18 protein-coding genes and 2 tRNA genes are annotated in these 18986 nt (G+C 32.9%); 13 read left to right on the top strand and 7 right to left on the bottom strand.

The genetic code is table 11. The annotated features are described in order from the left end of the window. The first annotated feature begins 4 nt into the window (after window positions 1-4). The gene (locus XYLOR_RS04785) at window positions 5-586 is read left to right on the top strand and encodes a Maf-like protein (protein WP_036877440.1); all 582 of its coding nucleotides are present in this window, start codon (window positions 5-7) and stop codon (window positions 584-586) included. Between the two features lie 175 nt (window positions 587-761). Here the strand turns inward: XYLOR_RS04785 and XYLOR_RS04780 are convergent, their stop codons facing one another. Next, on the bottom strand, window positions 762-1310 hold the full coding sequence (locus XYLOR_RS04780) for an FHA domain-containing protein (protein WP_036877438.1): 549 nt from the start codon (window positions 1308-1310) through the stop codon (window positions 762-764). Then, the gene (locus XYLOR_RS04775; protein ID WP_036877435.1) at window positions 1307-2425 is read right to left on the bottom strand and encodes an HU domain-containing protein; all 1119 of its coding nucleotides are present in this window, start codon (window positions 2423-2425) and stop codon (window positions 1307-1309) included. Before XYLOR_RS04775 ends, XYLOR_RS04780 begins: the two co-directional genes overlap by 4 nt. Before the next feature lie 132 nt (window positions 2426-2557). On the opposite strand from XYLOR_RS04775, the gene rfbC reads away from it, so the two are divergent. From rfbC to XYLOR_RS04715, 12 genes are all read left to right on the top strand, one after another. Further along, window positions 2558-3106: a dTDP-4-dehydrorhamnose 3,5-epimerase gene (rfbC, locus tag XYLOR_RS04770; protein WP_036877433.1), complete on the top strand. Its 549-nt coding sequence runs from the start codon at window positions 2558-2560 to the stop codon at window positions 3104-3106. A gap of 15 nt (window positions 3107-3121) precedes the next feature. Next, on the top strand, window positions 3122-4435 hold the full coding sequence (locus XYLOR_RS04765) for a UDP-glucose dehydrogenase family protein (protein WP_036877432.1): 1314 nt from the start codon (window positions 3122-3124) through the stop codon (window positions 4433-4435). 6 nt (window positions 4436-4441) lie between these two features. Then, window positions 4442-5236 carry a DUF4738 domain-containing protein gene (locus XYLOR_RS04760; protein WP_036877431.1) on the top strand — a complete coding sequence of 265 codons (795 nt, stop codon included), beginning with the start codon at window positions 4442-4444 and terminating at the stop codon, window positions 5234-5236. A 109-nt stretch (window positions 5237-5345) separates the two neighbouring features. After that, window positions 5346-5418: transfer RNA gene (locus tag XYLOR_RS04755), tRNA-Thr, on the top strand. Window positions 5419-5426: 8 nt separating this feature from the next. Next, window positions 5427-5499 (top strand) — tRNA-Gly (locus XYLOR_RS04750). Between the two features lie 250 nt (window positions 5500-5749). Then, complete coding sequence (locus tag XYLOR_RS04745; RefSeq protein WP_154655667.1) at window positions 5750-6394, top strand: hypothetical protein; 645 nt, start codon at window positions 5750-5752, stop codon at window positions 6392-6394. Further along, window positions 6391-6990 (top strand): hypothetical protein, encoded by a 600-nt coding sequence (locus XYLOR_RS04740; RefSeq protein WP_051508875.1) that lies wholly within the window; start codon window positions 6391-6393, stop codon window positions 6988-6990. The genes XYLOR_RS04745 and XYLOR_RS04740 overlap by 4 nt, the downstream gene beginning before the upstream one ends. Window positions 6991-7268: 278 nt before the next feature. Further along, complete coding sequence (locus XYLOR_RS04735; protein WP_051508874.1) at window positions 7269-8420, top strand: hybrid sensor histidine kinase/response regulator; 1152 nt, start codon at window positions 7269-7271, stop codon at window positions 8418-8420. 81 nt (window positions 8421-8501) lie between these two features. Next, window positions 8502-9392, top strand: a complete 891-nt coding sequence (fabD, locus tag XYLOR_RS04730) for an ACP S-malonyltransferase (RefSeq protein ID WP_036877429.1) — start codon at window positions 8502-8504, stop codon at window positions 9390-9392. Window positions 9393-9398: 6 nt separating this feature from the next. Further along, entirely contained in the window at window positions 9399-11546 is a 2148-nt protein-coding gene (locus tag XYLOR_RS04725) for an alpha-amylase family glycosyl hydrolase (protein WP_084608520.1), read from the top strand. Between the two features lie 235 nt (window positions 11547-11781). Continuing rightward, on the top strand, window positions 11782-12009 hold the full coding sequence (locus XYLOR_RS04720; protein WP_036877428.1) for a transposase: 228 nt from the start codon (window positions 11782-11784) through the stop codon (window positions 12007-12009). 2 nt (window positions 12010-12011) lie between these two features. Continuing rightward, the gene (locus tag XYLOR_RS04715) at window positions 12012-12230 is read left to right on the top strand and encodes an integrase core domain-containing protein (RefSeq protein WP_051508873.1); all 219 of its coding nucleotides are present in this window, start codon (window positions 12012-12014) and stop codon (window positions 12228-12230) included. 965 nt (window positions 12231-13195) lie between these two features. Here the strand turns inward: XYLOR_RS04715 and XYLOR_RS04710 are convergent. The 5 genes from XYLOR_RS04710 to XYLOR_RS04690 form a co-directional block, all read right to left on the bottom strand. Beyond that, on the bottom strand, window positions 13196-14251 hold the full coding sequence (locus XYLOR_RS04710; protein WP_036877426.1) for an endonuclease/exonuclease/phosphatase family protein: 1056 nt from the start codon (window positions 14249-14251) through the stop codon (window positions 13196-13198). Beyond that, window positions 14251-15462, bottom strand: coding sequence for an ATP-binding response regulator (locus tag XYLOR_RS04705; protein ID WP_169730550.1), 1212 nt, complete (start codon window positions 15460-15462; stop codon window positions 14251-14253). The genes XYLOR_RS04710 and XYLOR_RS04705 overlap by 1 nt, the downstream gene beginning before the upstream one ends. 88 nt (window positions 15463-15550) lie before the next feature. Next, a complete protein-coding gene (locus XYLOR_RS04700) occupies window positions 15551-16726 on the bottom strand; it encodes a glycosyltransferase family 2 protein (protein ID WP_036877424.1) in 1176 nt (391 codons plus the stop codon). Between the two features lie 84 nt (window positions 16727-16810). After that, window positions 16811-18385, bottom strand: a complete 1575-nt coding sequence (locus XYLOR_RS04695) for an Rne/Rng family ribonuclease (protein WP_036877423.1) — start codon at window positions 18383-18385, stop codon at window positions 16811-16813. Window positions 18386-18683: 298 nt separating this feature from the next. Further along, window positions 18684-18959: an HU family DNA-binding protein gene (locus XYLOR_RS04690; RefSeq protein WP_036877421.1), complete on the bottom strand. Its 276-nt coding sequence runs from the start codon at window positions 18957-18959 to the stop codon at window positions 18684-18686. Window positions 18960-18986: the final 27 nt, after the last annotated feature.

Here is an 18986-nt window from a genome sequence, read left to right as displayed (position 1 = left end):
AATCATGTTAGAAAATTTAAATGGTTATCATATAGTGTTGGCCAGCAATTCTCCTAGAAGGAAAGAATTGCTTAAGGGACTTGATATAGATTTTGAGGTACGTATTATACATGGTATTGATGAAAGTTATCCTGAGACATTACATGCTTCTGAGATTCCTCTATATATTGCTGAAGTAAAAGCAAATAAATATTTGCCTCAGATCAGCGAAAAAGAATTGCTTATTACTGCAGATACTGTTGTCGTATTAGGAGAAAAAGTATTTGGTAAGCCTGTTGACTACACTGATGCATGTAATATGCTTTCATCTCTTAGTGGAAAAACACATAAAGTGATAACGGGCGTATGCTTAATTACTAAAAAGATGCAACGTAAATTTTCAGTTTCTACTGATGTAACTTTTTCATCACTCACACGTGATGAAATTGAGTATTATGTTAAAACATATTCACCTATGGATAAAGCTGGAGCTTATGGTATTCAAGAATGGATAGGTCATGTAGCAGTGTCTTCTTTAGAAGGTAGCTATTTTAATGTTATGGGCTTACCCGTTCAAAGAATATACAAAGAGTTAAAAACATTTTAATTCTTAAACTATTTCGACAGACATTAATGAATGTGTATTTTTTTTTGTATTTTTGCATACCATTATGTGAATAATGGATATAATAATTTTAATCTATATTTATCATTTTTAAAAGGGAGTTTATCTGCGAAGATATCTCCCTTTAATCATTTTTGATATATGTGAATTACTATATTTATTGCTCATCGCTTTCAGGGCCATGCAATATTATACTTGTTGCACCAATTGTGAAGACTGTACCATCCGAAATTAATCTTCTGTCTCTATCTCCAAGGATTTCATTATCAACAAAAGTTCCTGTATTGCTAGGCCCATCGCGTAAAACATATTTTATCTTTCCGCGTTTATCCTTACTTACATTAATTACACAATGATTTGTATCTACACTTGGATCTACTGTTTCTATAGGGGTGTTAATGTTGTTGCCTTTCATGTATCTTCCTATAACATTATCACCTTGTACAAGTGGTATTATTTGTTTGTAGTGGAACACGTTCTCAATGACAATAATACTCCCATAAGAATTTTTTCCGTCTTTTATTTCAGACCGATCGTTTTCTTTGTTCTCTTCTTTTTGAGTTTTCCTTAGTTTAGATACACCAATTCTTATTGCAAATTGTTTATCACATTCAGGACATTCAAAAACTAATGATTGTCCTTCTTCATATTTTGATTCGTCAAATGTGATGAAGTTATCACACTTAGGGCAACGTACTCTCTTCATTCTTTAATTTTATATACCCAGGATTCTTTAAATTCGTCAGCTTTGCTATGAAGCTCATTTAGAACATTGTAAGCTTGACTTTCAGATTCGTAACAACCGTATATTACTTTGATATTATTATTGTGACAATATACTTTTGTATTGTCGTAGCCCTTCTTATGCATGTCTTTAACAAAACTATCTGCATTTGATTTTGTCACTTTACTAGCGAGTACTAAGCAATAATATTCTTTACAGTGTTTTGAATCTACAGATTCCTTTCCCTTATATTGGTAGGACTTAGTAGAGTCTTTTGCTGAATTGGATTTATCTTTAATACTGCTTTCCGGTTTGGAACTTTTTATAATTAATGGCTTTTCTTCAACTGGTTTTGATGTTTGTTCGCCTAAAAGATTAAATAATATGCCATTGCGAATGCTACTTTGAGTAATTCCTTTTGTTTCACTGTTGGCTATTGGTGATGTAAGAATGAAAAACAATAATATTGCCGCAGCTGCAGCTAATGCATATCGGATAACGCCTATTGGTATTCTTATATCCTTATCATCTTCATAATATACTGCCTCTTCTTTGGAAACTTCTTTTTCTTTATCTCCAACTTTATAGATTAGTGCTTCCTCTTTCTTGCTAGAACCTTCTATGAAAACATTATCAATATTTTGCAAAACCATATCTTTCGCAGATATAGAGTTGTCAACCAATTTATCTATTTCAAATCCAGCTAATCCGTATAGTTCAGGACTTAAAATTCCAGATTCACATGGGTTAAATTCAATATTTCCATTATCATTAAGAAGTAATGTTCCTATATCATTCAACTCATATACACCTGTATTCTCAAGATTTTGTCTTATTTCCATGGTCTCATTCTCGATACGCTTGATAGCTTCGGGATAACTCATGTCGTAAGCTTCAATATAAGATTGGGCTAGCAACGAATCGTTCATCTTTAACTGTGGATTAAATCCAAGAGTGCGCATTGGTGGGAGAAACATGTTGTCTCTCTCATCATAACGAGCTTCTACATGGTGGGTCATAAAACCTCCTAATCCAGGTACGATAACGCAATCGTTGTCTAAAAGTAATATTTCTATATGTCTTTCTATTTCAATCACGATGCAAATTTAATTATTTTTGTTGATACAGGCAAATAAAATGGATTAAAACCATCGAAAAAAAATATAAAACGTTTCTTATTCGGAATATTATTATTACATTTGCACTTGCATTATAAAACGATTATAATTATGGAATATAAAAGCACTAATATTAAAGGTGTTTATATTATAGAACCACGTGTCTTTAATGATGCACGTGGATATTTTTTTGAGGCATTTAAGCAGAGTGACTTTGATAAGAATATAGGTTATATAAATTTTATTCAAGATAATGAGTCCAAGTCTTCCTATGGTGTATTGAGAGGGCTTCATTATCAAAAAGGTAATTTTTCTCAAGCAAAACTTGTCCGAGTAATAAGCGGTAAAGTGCTTGATGTTGCTGTTGATTTACGAAAAAGTAGTGAGACTTTCGGTAAATATATAATGGTGGAATTAAGTGGAGAAAACCATAGACAATTTTTTGTTCCTAGAGGTTTTGCTCATGGTTTTTTAGTGTTAAGTGACGAGGCTGTTTTTTCGTATAAGGTAGACAATGATTATGCTCCGAATGAAGAGGCTTCTATTCGTTTTGATGATCCACAACTGGGTATAGAATGGCCTGTTAAAGGTGTTGATGTCGTCACAAGCGATAAAGATCTTAATGGAAAATCTTTCAAAGAGGCAAACTTATTTGAATAAGAATTTTTTATATTTATGAATATAGCAATTATAGGAACAGGATATGTTGGTCTGGTGTCAGGAGCTTGTTTTGCTGATACTGGAGTCAATGTGACATGCGTTGATGTTGATGCAGATAAAATCAATCGTTTGCAGTCTGGTGATATTCCTATATATGAGCCAGGTCTTGATGAACTTGTAGTTAAAAATGTAAAAGCTGGAAGGTTGAAGTTTACCACCGAACTTGCTCCTGTTCTTAATGATCAGGATATAGTCTTTTCTGCAGTTGGTACTCCCCCTGATGAAGATGGTAGCGCTGATTTGACGTATGTCTTGCAAGTCGCTTCTACGATAGGCAAAAACCTTAATAAATATTTGGTTGTTGTTACGAAAAGTACTGTTCCTGTAGGTACCGCACTAAAAGTAAGATATACCATACAAAAAGAACTGGATAGACGAGGAGTAAATATCAAGTTTGATGTAGCTTCCAATCCCGAGTTTTTAAAAGAGGGTAATGCTATTAAGGATTTTATGAGTCCTGATAGAGTCGTTGTTGGGGTTGAAAGTGAACAAGCTAAAATGATGCTTACACGTTTGTACAAGCCATTTTTGATAAATAATTTTCGTGTGATATTTATGGACATACCAAGTGCCGAAATGACAAAATATGCTGCGAATTCAATGTTGGCAACGCGTATAAGTTTTATGAATGACATTGCAAATCTTTGTGAGAGGATTGGAGCAGATGTCAATATGGTTCGTCAAGGCATTGGTGCAGACACACGTATAGGTCGCAAATTTCTTTATGCAGGATGTGGTTATGGAGGTTCTTGTTTTCCAAAGGATGTGAAGGCTCTGATTAAAACTGCAGATGATAATGGATACTCAATGGAAGTTCTTAAGGCAGTTGAACGTGTTAATGAACAGCAGAAAAGCGTTATGTTCTCTAAATTGGAGGGCATTTATGGCAATAGCCTTAAATATAAAAAAATATCACTATGGGGGTTGTCTTTCAAACCAGAAACCGATGATATGCGTGAATCTACAGCTTTAGTAATGATACAATTACTACTTGATGCAGGATGCAATATCAGTGTATATGATCCTGTAGCTATGGATGAATGTAAGAGAAGGGTAGGCGATAGAGTCAATTATTGTAAAGACATGTATGAGGCTGTATTAGATTCAGATGCGTTACTGCTACTTACTGAATGGAAAGAATTCCGTCTGCCTAGTTGGGAGGTTATAAAGAAGGCAATGTTGCGTCCATTAGTAATAGACGGAAGAAATATATTCGATGGCGATGAGCTCAAATCTATTGGTTTTGAATATCATTGTATAGGTAAATAATATAATATGAAGAAATATATAGTAGTATTGTTATGTTTGGTGTTTTTGTTTGGTTGCAAAAAGGCTACAAATAAGAAAACAGATGTAATAGAAAATAAAGAGGCAAAATCTATGCTTCAGGGTATCTGGGTCGATGAAGAAACAGATGAACCCTCATTCAGAGCAAAGGGTGATACTATATATTATCCAGATTCAACCAGCCAGCCAGTATATTTTAAGATTGTTGGTGATACTCTTATTATGCGTGGAGCAAATGAAGTAAAGTATCCAATATCAAAACAAGCACAGCATATTTTCTGGTTTAAAAATCAAAATGGAGACGAGGTGCATTTGAGAAAAAGTGAAAATTCTGATGATATTTTCTCGTTTACCCAAAAGCGTCCTATGCCAATAAATCAGAATCAACTAATAAAAAGAGATACGGTAGTCTCTCATTCTGGTGAACGCTATCATTGTTATATAGCAATAAATCCGACATCATACAAAGTGACAAAATCATCTTATAATGATGATGGCGTTGAAGTTGACAATATCTTTTATGATAATATAATACATATAAGTATATTTAATGGCGCAAGACAAGTTTATTCTCGTGATTTTAAAAAGCAGATGTTCGGAGGTAAAGTGCCTTCAAATTTCTTATCTCAATCAATTTTGAGTGATATGCAGTTTGACTCAATAGATGAAAGTGGAATACATTATAATGCTATTATTTGTATTCCTGATGATGCTAGCAATTATATTGTAAATATCACTATTGATTATAAAGGCATAATGAAAATGAATGTATGTAATAGATAATGTATTAGTTTCATATTAAAAAGTGGAACAAAAATTTTATTATTACAAATAAAACCATTACCTTTGCATTCGTTAAAAGAACGGGTATCTTTGAAATATTTTGTGTTGCGCCGATATGGCTCAGTTGGTAGAGCAATTCATTCGTAATGAATAGGTCCCCGGTTCGAGTCCGGGTATCGGCTCTTATTATGCGGTAATAGCTCAGTTGGTAGAGCACTAGCTTCCCAAGCTGGGGGTCGCGAGTTCGAGTCTCGTTTACCGCTCCTTATGTAACTTGCTTAATTACAGTAAGTTGCAATCTAAGATAAAGACATCCAGACTTCATCCTAGTAATCTTTTTTGTTATTACATACCTAATAATGGCATTTAGAGGCATATAAATGCGACTAAATTGCGACCAAATTGCGACTACTAATTTTTTAGCAAAATTGTGACTAACATAACTACGATGTGTACCAATAGCAGATTTGTTTCCTGTATATAGAGTTATTGGATTAATCAGAAGATAGAAAAATGAAAAGTATTATATTAGTATTAGCAATGATATGCACACTGAATATAAATGTGCAAAGAGTACATTGTCAGATATTTAATCAAGATACAGCACGATGGGCTCAGATTGCTATTGATCGACCATATAGCTATTGGGAAAGAGCAGAAACGGCATCTAAAGAATTTATAACAGATAAAGAAGGTGGTTTAACTTGCTCCTATTATATATCCATAGACGGTATTAATTCTAAACAAATATCATTTCTTACTAATGAATGGCTAAGAATATGTTGTCCACGAACTTCATCTATTGTAAAGGATAGTATAAAAAATGAATTTATAACGTTTTTGATGTTAAACGGAATAGGTCAATATGTAACAATTTGTTCAACTACTTATATTAACTCCCCGACTGATATTTCAATATCAATTAAAGATGGTGAAGCAAAAATCAAAATGTCTACTCCGCACTATAACGTTGGCTCTGCAAATTTTATATTAAGTACAAGTAGTAGTTTTCCTTTAATTTCCAATTGTTACCCTTTTAGTCTTAAAAGTGGTCATAAGGAAAGTTACTCTAGAGCATATATAAATACCGTTTCAGAGTTTCTTAATATTATCGGAAATTATATAAAATACCTATCAAATAAAATAGAAAATAAATGAAAGCATATATTATAATATCAGCAATTTTATTCTCAATAGCTTTAAATGCCCAAAATAAAGAACCTGAGTTTATTGGTGAGGTTAATCTAATAAAATGTGATAGCACACTATTATTAGATAAAGAATATCTTAAAACTAATACATCTGCAGATGCATCTTTGTTATTATTCGGTATAGGTTCTGCAAGAACCAAAATAGAAGTAACAGGACGTTATGCACATGTCAGGATAGATAATAATCAATCGTTCCATCTTATTGCAAAATCAATCGATAATAATTCTGATCCAATGTCTGTTGTACGAATATTCCAGTTTGCTGTATATCATGACACTCGTAAAGCTGAAATTGCTTCTTCAGATGTTTATGGTGGAATTTCTAATGGTAAATTGCGTAATGTCTCATATAAAGCTTCAAAGTATGGGAATAGCTCTTACGATATCTCATTTACATCTTTACCAACTGGTGAATATGGTGTTATGGTTTTCAATCCCAATAACAGAGATAGTCACGCAATACTTATATATTGCTTTGGAGTAGGACATCCCAAAAAACATAGAGGATGGGTAAAATATGGAAGTGATGGGGTATATTATTAGCGGCTAAATTGCCACCATGATTTTACAACTTTTATATATGACTGATATTCAGATGATAATAGAATAAAATAGTATATCCCAAGCTCTGGGGGTCGCGAGTTCGAGTCTCGTTTACCGCTCTTATTTAAACTTACTAATAATTGAAGTTTTCTAATATGATTGATTTATCATATTAATTAGTAATACAGTCTCTTTTATTGAAAATATAGCTAAAAAATTTGTATATAAAAATTAAATTGGCTATTTTTGTACAAAATACAATTTAACATATGTTTTAAATGGAAACCGGAGATAATTTAGAGTACTCAATAAAAAGAAGTGACTATAAAATTTTAATTGTTGATGATGTCATGAGCAATGTACTTTTGCTTAGGATATTACTTACAAAAGAACAATTTCAGGTTTGTACAGCAAGCAATGGTCATCAATGTATTGAACAAGCTAAGATAGAAAAACCAGATCTTATATTGTTGGATGTAATGATGCCAGACATAAGTGGTTTTGAAACAGCAACAATATTAAAAAGAGATCCTAAAACAAAAGATATACCGATAATTTTCTTGACAGCTCTTAATAGTCCGGCTGATTTAGTAAAAGGATTTCAGGTCGGTGCCAGTGACTTTCTTCCGAAACCATTTAATAAGGAAGAGCTGGTTATAAGAGTAATGCATCAAATATCTCTTGTAGCAGCAAAAAGACTTATTGAGAAGCAGAATGAAGAACTAAAGCGTACAATAGAAGGACGTGATAAAATGTATTCAGTGATCGCACATGATCTGCGATCACCTATGGGCAGTGTAAAGATGGTTCTTAATATGCTGTCAATGATGGTCTCTTCTGATACACTAGGACCAGAACTTGCCAGTCTGCTTATTCAGGCCAATCAACAAACAGAAGAAGTCTTCTCATTGTTGGATAATTTACTAAAATGGACGAAAACACAAACAGGCAGGCTAAATGTAGTGTTTCAAGACTTTAATACTGACGAGGTGATACTTGGTGTTATTGAGATATTTAATATGGTGGCTGAAATGAAACATATAAAAATTAAACATCTTGAAACATCAGAAAATCTAAAAATTCATGCAGATATAGACATGATAAAGACTATTATTCGTAATTTCATGAGTAATGCCATAAAGTTTAGTGAAAAAGATTCATCAATAGAAATTTATGTTGCGCGTGAAGGTGATTTTGCTAAAATCAGTGTTCAAGATCATGGTCGTGGCATAAGTGATGAAAATCAGAATAAACTATTTAAGGTTGAGTCTAATTATACAACGTATGGTACAGCTAACGAAGAAGGCTCCGGTCTTGGCTTATTATTATGCAAAGATTTTGCTATAAAAAACGGAGGAGATTTACTTTTGGAGTCGAAAGAAGGAGAGGGGAGTATATTCAGTCTTTTAGTACCAATATATAAAGAATGATTTAATCAAATATATATCTTGGTCATTTCATATAAATTTATTAACTTTGCAGCCTGTAAACAATTTTAAAAATAAATTTAAATGAAAGCATTTGTATTTCCTGGACAAGGAGCACAATTCGTAGGTATGGGTAAAGACCTGTATGACAGCAACAAATTAGCTAAAGAGTTGTTTGATAAAGCTAATGATATTCTCGGTTATAAAATCACAGAAATCATGTTTAACGGCACAGATGAAGAGTTGAAGCAAACAAAGGTTACACAACCTGCTGTGTTTCTTCATAGTGTTATAAGCGCTCTATGTATGGGTGATGCTTTTCAACCGGATATGACAGCCGGTCACTCTCTTGGCGAATTTTCAGCTCTTGTAACTGCAGGTGCGTTAAGTTTTGAAGATGGACTTAAATTAGTATATGCCCGTGCAATGGCAATGCAGAAAGCTTGTGAGGCAACACCTTCAACAATGGCTGCAATCATAGGTCTTTCTGATGCAGATGTAGAAACTATCTGTGCAGAGGTAAATAAACCAGGAAGTGTTTGTGTTCCTGCAAATTATAACTGTCCTGGACAGTTGGTAATAAGTGGTAATGTTGAGGCGTTGACAGAGGCTTGTGAAAAAATGAAAGCCAAAGGAGCAAAACGTGCTTTGGTTCTTAAAGTAGGTGGCGCATTCCACTCACCTCTTATGCAACCAGCAAAGGATGAACTTCAGAAAGCTATTGAAAATACTAATTTTTGCGCACCGAAGTGTCCTGTATATCAGAATGTTGACGGTAAACCTTATACTGATCCTAAAGAAATTAAAGAGAATCTTATTGCTCAACTTACTAGTTCTGTACGCTGGACATCATGCGTTACAAATATGATTGCTGATGGCGCAGATGATTTCACTGAATGCGGACCTGGTAAAGCTCTACAGGGCATGATTGGTCGTATTGATAAGACTGTCAGTGCTCATGGCATTGATGCTTAATTTGAAATGAATCAAAAGATAATAATTTATCAAGTTTTCGCAAGACTTTTTGGCAATCGAACCGTTCTACCAATAGAGAATGGTACGATTGCTGAAAATGGTTGCGGAAAAATGTTGGATTTTGACACAGCTACTTTAAAACGAATCAAAGATATGGGAATTTCTCATATCTGGTACACAGGTGTGATTCGCCATGCTACTACTACAGATTATTCTAAATACGGTATCCCTTTAAACAATCCAAATGTTGTTAAGGGCAATGCTGGTTCGCCATATGCCATAACTGATTATTATGATATTGACCCTGATATAGCAGTTGATATCGATAACAGAATGGGTGAGTTCGAGAACTTGTTGTTGAGAACTCATGAGGTCGGAATGAATGTGATTATCGATTTTGTTCCAAATCATGTTGCGAGAGAATATCATTCTATAAAGAAACCTGAAGGAGTTCGTGATTTAGGTGAAGATGATGATGTAAATAAAGGTTTTGATAATCAAAATAATTTCTATTATTGTCCAGATCAAAAGTTTAATCCAAAATTTGATATAACCAAAGGTGAACCATACGTAGAGATTCCGGCGAAGGCAACAGGAAATGATTGTTTTGGCAGTACACCAAGTATCAATGATTGGTATGAAACCGTTAAACTTAATTATGGTGTAGACTATTGTGATCCATACGGGCGCTCATATCATTTTTCCCCAATCCCAAGCACATGGAATAAGATGCTTGATATTTTACTGTTTTGGGCTTCAAAAGGTATAGATGGATTCAGGTGTGATATGGCAGAGATGGTACCTTTTGAATTCTGGTCATGGGCTATTTGCAAAGTTAAAATGAAATATCCCAATATCCTATTTATTGGTGAAGTATATGATAATAATCAGTATGGGCATTATGTACATTGCGGATTCGATTTTCTATATGATAAAGTATGCATGTATGATACTTTGAGAAGCGTAATTTGTGGTAACAGTTCTGCATCTTCAATCACACGTCAATGGCAAATTACAGATGAGTATAAAAATAATCTGCTCTATTTTTTAGAGAATCATGATGAACAACGCATTGCTTCTGATTTTTTTGCCGGTAATGGTAATAAGGGTGTCCCTGGGGTAATTGTAAGCGCTCTTATGAATAAAAATCCATTTATGCTATATGCTGGGCAAGAATATGGTGAACGTGGTATGGATAAAGAGGGATTTAGTGGGCTTGATGGCCGAACTTCAATTTTTGATTATTGGACAATAAAGTCTTTAAATCATGCTTTTTATAATCGTGCGGATATGTCAACTTCAGAAAAAGAGTTATCGTCAATATATTCAAATATCCTTAATATTGCGAGGAATGAGGATGCTATTGGAAAAGGTGATTTCTTTGATTTGATGTATGTAAATCCAAAGTCGGATAGTTTTAACCCACAATATAATTATGTTTTTTTGCGGAAGTACAATGATGAGATGCTACTTGTTATAACTAATTTTTCAGACAGTGCTACTCAATGCAAAGTAATCATACCTGCTCATGCTTTTGATTGTTTTGGAATGACTGAGCAGACTGTAGAAGCGGTCGATTTACTTTCGGGAGAAAAGCAGAATGCAAAATTATTACGAGATAAGACTTTTGATACAAATGTATTGTCTTATAGTGGACGGATTTTCAAATTCAATTTAAAGATGAAAGAAAATACATATGTTTTAAATGAACATAATAAAGACGAATTTCCACCAGCTCATACTGCCGAGCATCTGTTGAATCAAATTATGTATCGTTTTTATGGATGTGAACGTTCTAAAAATGCTCATATAGAGAGAAAAAAGAGTAAGATCAGTTATCTTATTGACCACAAGCCCTCAAGGAAAGAAGAAAAGGCAATCGAGGATAAAATGAATGAGTTGATAGATGAAGACTTATTGGTTACATTTGAATTTGTTGATAGGGAACATCTTCCCGTAGGTGTAAGTATTGATAAATTACCTGAAAATGCTTCTGAAACGTTACGTATTGTTAGAATAGGTGATTATGATGTCTGTCCTTGTGTTGGGAAACATGTTAGGAGTACAAAACAGATTGGACGTTTTGTGATTTTAGGTACAAATTGGGATGAGAATACTCATACTTTTAGAATAAGATTTAAGGTCGTAAACTAGTAGTATCAACTGCCAAAGCTTTATAAATTTCTTTATACACATTTATGGTCCGATATGAGTAGTAACGAGTCGAAAATAATATAAATAACGTCACAATACCACTGACGTTGTAAGTGCTTGTATGATAGTGCTTTGTAAATTTTCAATAGTAAAAATAATGTCACTAAATACCACCTAAATGTCACTTTAAATGACTTAATACAGAAAAGGTTTACATCGTTTTAACAAAAAATCGATGGAAAAGAAGAAGAAAAAACGTGAATATTGTAGCTATTCGAAAGAATTCAAGCTGCATGTATTAAAAGACAAGTATGAGCATGATTTGTCCTATCAATTTACTGCGCGTAAATATGATATATTATCTCCTCATACATTAACTTTATGGGAAAAAGAGTTTCCTTTAGATGATAATACTGTTGTAATGACTATATTGCATTACTCAAATCTGTTAATGCCAATATAAGTATGACTCAGGATTACAAGCCAACAGACAATGCTATTGCAGAACGTGTCAATGGCATCATAAAGCAGGAATGGATTTATCGTATGAAAAGGCCCAAGAACATGGACGGGGCCATGCATATATTAAAAGATATCATATACTTCTATAACAATAAGGGGCCACATATGAGTAACATGATGAAGACACCGGCTGAGAAAAGGAGAAATTATGTTGGGTGTTAACGCTCTTTGGAGGCTTCACGCCTCCAGCCGCTTGACAAACCACCGTGGTGTTTTTCATAGTTCTTATGTTGGATATATGGTATTTTTATTTAACTTTGTAAGCAACAAAACATACATAGAACAATATGTAAAACATTTTCTTTGTGTTAAGCAAATCAGGAAGGCTTTTATATTTCTGTAAAGTGGATCAGTAAAGCTTTCAATAACTTGTATAGTAAATCAGTAAGTATAACAACAAAGATGTATACCTAATTCAGGCATAGTCAAAATTTAGATATTTTTATGTAAAAGCTATGTTTTAGTGTTGCAAAAGCACAGCTTTGGGTCGGTGAAAGGATAGCTTCTATATAGTAAAAGGATAGCTATTGTAATTATAAAAGGCATCTTTTTTATATTTATGATAACTATTTGAAAATGAATAGATTATGTATGTTTTTTTGTCGTTATACTTACTGATTTACTATACAAGTTATTGAAAGCTTTACTGAAACGCTTTACGAATAAATATGACCTTCCTGATTTGTTTAATACACAAAAATATTTTCCATATTATTCCAAATAGGCTCATAGTTTATAAAGTTAATCATCAGTTAGTTGCTTTACGCTTTTTGCAAATTACAGATTCCTTTTTCCAATTTTGATCCATGGTCCTTCGCCATTTTTTTAACAATTAAGATAGTAAAGATAATATTTTTGAATCCTTTTGATAGTATTATTCCCTTTTTAGCCCATCCTATATGTTGATAATATACTTTTATAGTGGCGTTTGAGTGGCATTTAGTGGTAGCTTTGTTAATGTTCGTTGCTTTGTAATTTATTGATAATAATGTACTTAAAGCTGTGAGTGGTATAGTGACATTTTTTTATAAATTTCAGTGATAAGATATACTTTTAAAAGCAAATTATTGGAATGAGAAATTTGTAAAAGTCTAGATGTTTATTAATAAAGATAATGAAAATTATAGTTACAACTTAATTTTTAGAAAAACCGGTATGTGGTCTGAATAAGTTAGTTTTTTGGTATAGTATGCGATTCCTTTCATATTTTTATCATGTAATATATAATCTATTCTAACCTTCTTTTTCCCCCTGAAAGTCCACATCCATCCACTGCCACATTCTTTGAACCCATCTTCCAAGTCACCTTTGAGCGTGTTGTATACATAAGAGTATGGTACGTCATTAAAGTCTCCACAAAGTATTATTCTTTTTGAAGAAGCTCGTTTTTCATTAGCAATAAGTGTTGCCTGACCAGCGCGTACAATCATGCCTACCATGTAATTTCCATATATGGCCTTTAATATTTTATTATCTTCAACTTGTTGTCCTTGCATTATCATTTTTCCTGCAGAATGCAAAGTGGAATTGAAGCCTGTAGTCTCCATATGTACATTAAATATCCTAACGATATTACCATTAATATCGACATCAGCCCATAAAGCACTATTGTTTGATTCATCAAAAGCTATAATTTTTTTGCTGGTAATTTTGTATTTACTAAAGATTACCATATCATTTTTTCCCATAGCCATGTATGGAAAATATTTTTTGAATTTATCTTGGTTTTTAGTTTCTTCGGCAAAATCTGAATATTCTTGAAAACATATTATGTCTACTTTTTGATTTATCATTTCCATTAAGATATCCTGGGCAATAAATCCGGATGCTTCTTTGCCGAAACGTCCTACATTATATGTGGCAATTTTTATTCCTTGTTTGGTTTCTACATCACTTGGTAATGAGCGTGCCTGAAATAACGTGCCAATATAATTTATAGAACTTAAAATCGCAATGGCTGGAATAATAGCCCAGTGCAATCTGCGCATAATAATCCAAAAAATCAATAAGAATACATTACAGATGATTATTAATGGTAGTGCAAAGCAAAGCATAGCTCGGGCAGTATTTCCTGCTGGATTAACACTTCCTCCCCATAATCCGACGAAGGTGAAAATCATTAATAATATGGTAATTACCAAAATTATAAATGAGAAATATTTTTTTACAGCCTTCTTTGCCATTAGTTATTCTTTATAATATATTTATCAATCATTGCTCTTAAGCTCTCTATTCTAAAGGGCTTTGCAAGGAAATCTATGCAACCTGCCTCTTTAGCTTTTTGTATGTCTGTAGAAAAAGCAAAAGCACTCAATGCGATTATTGGTATATCTGGGTAGACTTCTTTAATTATCCTTGTAGCATCAAGACCATCCATATTAGGCATTTTCATGTCCATCAATATAATATCAGGTCTTAGCTCTTCATTTATAGTAACAGCTTCTATGCCATCCTTTGCTCTAACAAGTTTGTATAATTTTTCCAAGACAATTCGTACTAGTTCATAATTATTGTCAGAATCTTCGGCAACTAGTATTAATTTCTTTTGTGATTCGGCAACAGCATCTACTCTTATTGTCTTTGTTATAGTGCGTAAAGATGAATCAGTGCGATCTTCAGACAGTCTGTATGGGAAACTAAATGAAAATGTTGCCCCTTCACCTATGTTTGATTCAAGAGACATTTCACCTCCCATTTTTTCTACAATCATCTTACTAAGCGGCAATCCTAATCCGAATCCTTTTTTCTCTCCTGTATAGCCGTTATCATTACTTTCATATAATTCAAAAATCCGTTTCTGATCTTCTAGTTTTATTCCTTCACCAGTATCCTGTACAAAGAATTTTATTTTTGAGTTGTTTTTTATTAGGCGATAACCAATAGTTATACTACCATATTTAGTGTGTTTTAGAGCATTACCTATTAGGTTTGAGAACACTTGCATTAATCTATTTTTATCTGTCTCCATAAACAAGTCTGCACCAGTTTTTTCGACAACTATCTTAACGTCTTCAGTCGTTCGTAATTTGAAAACATTTATTATCTCATTGCACATTGTTGTGAGATTGATGTTTTCTTTGTTTATAGAAATGTCTCCTTGTTCTACCTTTGACAGATCAAGAATCTCGTTTATTAATACTGTTAGTCTATTGCTATTGCTTTCAATAATACCAAGATATTTTATGCGCTCATCAGCCGAATCTGTTTCTGTAATTATACGTGAAAAACCTTCTATTGCGTTTAAAGGCGTACGAATTTCATGGCTCATGTTTGCTAGAAAAAGAGATTTCATCTTGCTCGCTTTTTCAGCTTTCTCAGCCTTTTCTTCGTATTCCTTAATTTTCCGGTTAGCTTCTGCCAGTCGTTTGATAAGTTCGCTTTTTTCGTCCTGCATATTTTTCAATTTGATAACAATCATTCAAGAGGCAAATATACGAAATATTTTTAATAGTAAATCATTTTTAATTACATTTTTGTAACCATTAACTTCGTTTCGCCTTTTCCCATTTTCCATCGGTTTTAAAGTATAAATATTTCATACCTCTAAAAATATTAATATTCATGAATACGAAGTAATAAATAATGCGTACTACTTTTGTCTTTTTGTTATTTTTATTTTGAAAGTATCCATAAAGGGCTAGACTATAAAATATAATCTGCAACATAAAAATTATAATATATGTATAACTATATGTGAGTAAACATATGTTTAGTGGTATTAGTAATACTAATGCAATAGGAGCGATGCTCCATCTTAATAGTCTATGTGATATGTACTGAAATGAAGCTATAGGATATTTAAATGGGTTTAATAATTTTTTTAATATCCATATACTTTGTATCCCACCTGCTGATATCCTCATTTTGCGTTTGGATTCTTCTTTAAGATCGGCTGATCCATACTCTATAGCAAAGGCCTCTTTTGTATATGCAATTTTGTATCCTTTTATTAAAATATTCATGCTGATTATGAAGTCATCTAGCAATATATTTTCGGGTAACTCCTCATATAGTTCTTTTCTTATTGCAAAAAGTTCTCCGGCAGCCCCCATTGTTGAATATAATTCGTAGTCCAATTTTTTAAGAGCACTTTCATATTTCCAATATAGTCCTTCTCCATTTGCAGCAACTTGCTCGCAACTTTTTGATTTAACGCGTTTCTCACCTGAGACGCAACCGACTTTTCTGTCCTGAAATTGTATTACAATATTACGTATGGCATCTTCATTTAGCATTGTGTTTGCATCTGTGAAAACAACTAACGGTGTTTTAACTTCAGTCATTCCATGATTTATTGCTGATGTTTTGCCTTTGCGCTCAGGATTGTAAATCACTCTTATTTCAGGGAATTGTGATAATATAGAATTTGTAGAGTCGTTGCTGCCATCAGTAACCCATAAAAAGTTTAGCTTTTTATTAGGATAATTCAAACTATTACAATTACCAATCTTTTCTTTTATAATTGCTTCTTCGTTGTATGCACATATCAACAACGTTACTTCAGGTAACGAATCATCTGAAGGCATTATTGGGCTAAATATTTTATATCCTAATAATCTTTTCAGCTTGACTAGTACTACTAATAATATTCCATATCCGCAATATGCATATATAACTAAAGAGATGCAAATTATAAAAAGTGTATTTATAGTTATCATATTTAATTTTTATGCAAATAAACAAAAATTATTGCTTATAACAAAAAGAAAGGACCGAATTTTTATTAAATTCAGTCCTTAAGCTTATTTAGTCTCAATTTCTTCTTTCATATCTACAAATTCTCCTTTGTCATTGTAGAATTCATATTGCAGGAATGCCATCTTTTGTGAAGATATTATATGTACTCCTAATCCATATTTTATCTGCCACTTTGTTCTCAATGAAATTAATCCTTTATTGATGTATGCTGCAACATAGGGATGAACATGTAAATAGAATTTTTTAATGCCTATCTTGTTAACAAGATTATCAATTTTGCTCTCTAGCTGATCAGTAAAAATTATACTGGATTTAATTTTTCCTTTTCCAAAACACGTAGGACAAGTCTCTTCGACATTCACATCCATAGCAGGTCTGACTCTTTGTCGTGTAATCTGCATCAATCCGAATTTACTAAGAGGTAGTATATTATGGCGTGCACGATCCTTTTGCATATTTTTAGACATGCGTTCATACAGCAATTGTCTGTCTTCTGCCTTGATCATATCAATAAAGTCAACAACAATAATACCACCCATGTCTCTTAGACGTAGTTGTCTGGCCAATTCATCGGCTGCTCCAAGATTTACATCTAGAGCATTTGCCTCCTGACCATTTTCTGCTCTTGATCTGTTTCCGCTATTTACATCTACAACATGTAAGGCTTCTGTATGTTCAATTATGAGGTAAGCACCGTGCTTATAATTAACAGTTTTACCAAATGAAGATTTTACCTGTTTGGTTATATTAAAATTGTCAAATATAGGCACATGACCTGTATACATTTTTACTATATTTGCTTTTTCAGGAGCAATGATAGTAACATAATGTTTTATTTCTTTAAAGACTTCTTCATCATTGACATATATGGCTTCATATGATGGATTGAACAAATCGCGAAGCATAGCTACTGTACGACTTGTTTCTTCAAATACAAGCTGTGGACGTTGTGATGTTTTCTGAATTTTTTCTAGTGCATCTTCCCATCTTTTTACAAGAACTTTCATCTCAGTGTCAAGCTCTGCTACACGCTTTCCCTCTGCAACAGTTCTTACAATAACACCCATGTTTTTTGGCCTAATGCTTTGTATTAGTTGCTTAAGTCTTGCTCTTTCTTCTCCACTTTTAATTTTTGATGATACAGATACCTTATCATTAAATGGTATTAAAACAAGGTTCCTTCCAGCAAAGCTTAATTCAGCAGTAAGTCTCGGACCTTTCGTTGATATTGGCTCTTTAACTATTTGCACTAGAACTTCCTGTCCAACTTTCAGAATATTTTGTACACTACCGTCTTTTTTAATTTCAGGCAGTCTCTGAGCTTTATAGAAAGGTAAACTTTTCTTTTTATCACTTTCCAGCTGTTTTATATATTTTGAATAAGAGTCAAATTGATTTCCTAAATCAAGATAATGCAAAAAAGCATCACGCTCATAACCAACATCTACAAAGCATGCATTCAATCCTGGCATAAGTTTCTTTACTTTTGCCAAATATATATTGCCTACAGAGAATGAAGCTTTTCTAGATTCATTTTGATATTCTACCAGACTTTTATCTTCTAGTAGAGCAAACGAAACTTCTTTTGGTTGAACATCGATAACAACTTCGCTAGTCATTTACTCTTTTTTATTAAATCAATTATTATAATATTTTTTTGAGTCTTTATGCTATAATGTGCTATAAAATGAAACTCAAAATTTAAGTTAGTAAAAAGGGTGTGCCAAAAAGAAGTCATAAGACAAACTTTTTCAGCACACCCCTCAGTCCGAATAGACTGACGAGCAAATTATTTGCTCTTATGTCTGTTCTTTCTTAATCTTTTTTTACGCTTGTGAGTAGCCATCTTGTGACCCTTTTTCTTCTTTCCGCTTGGCATAGCTTTCTACTATTAAATTGTTAAATATATGTTATAAATTATTCGTTTATTTTCTCAATAAAAGATTTTGATGGCTTGAAAGAAGGTACATCTCTGGCTTCAACTAGTATTGTCGTATCCTTCAAAATATTACGGGCTGTTTTAGGAGCTCTGTGCTTAATAGCAAAAGTTCCAAATCCTCTTAAATATACGTTGTCTTTATTTGTTAAGCTGTCGCGTACTGTATCCATAAATGCTTCTACTACAGTAGTTACATCTTTCTTCTGTAGACCAGTTTCGTTGAAAATCTTGTCAATAATTTCAGCTTTTGTCATCTTCTTTTATTTGTAATTCGTACTATT

It is taken from the genome of Xylanibacter oryzae DSM 17970 (assembly GCF_000585355.1).
Classification (GTDB): Bacteria; Bacteroidota; Bacteroidia; order Bacteroidales; family Bacteroidaceae; genus Prevotella; species Prevotella oryzae.
Note: the sequence above shows the minus strand (reverse complement) of the source record. Positions and strands in the feature narration are given on the sequence as shown.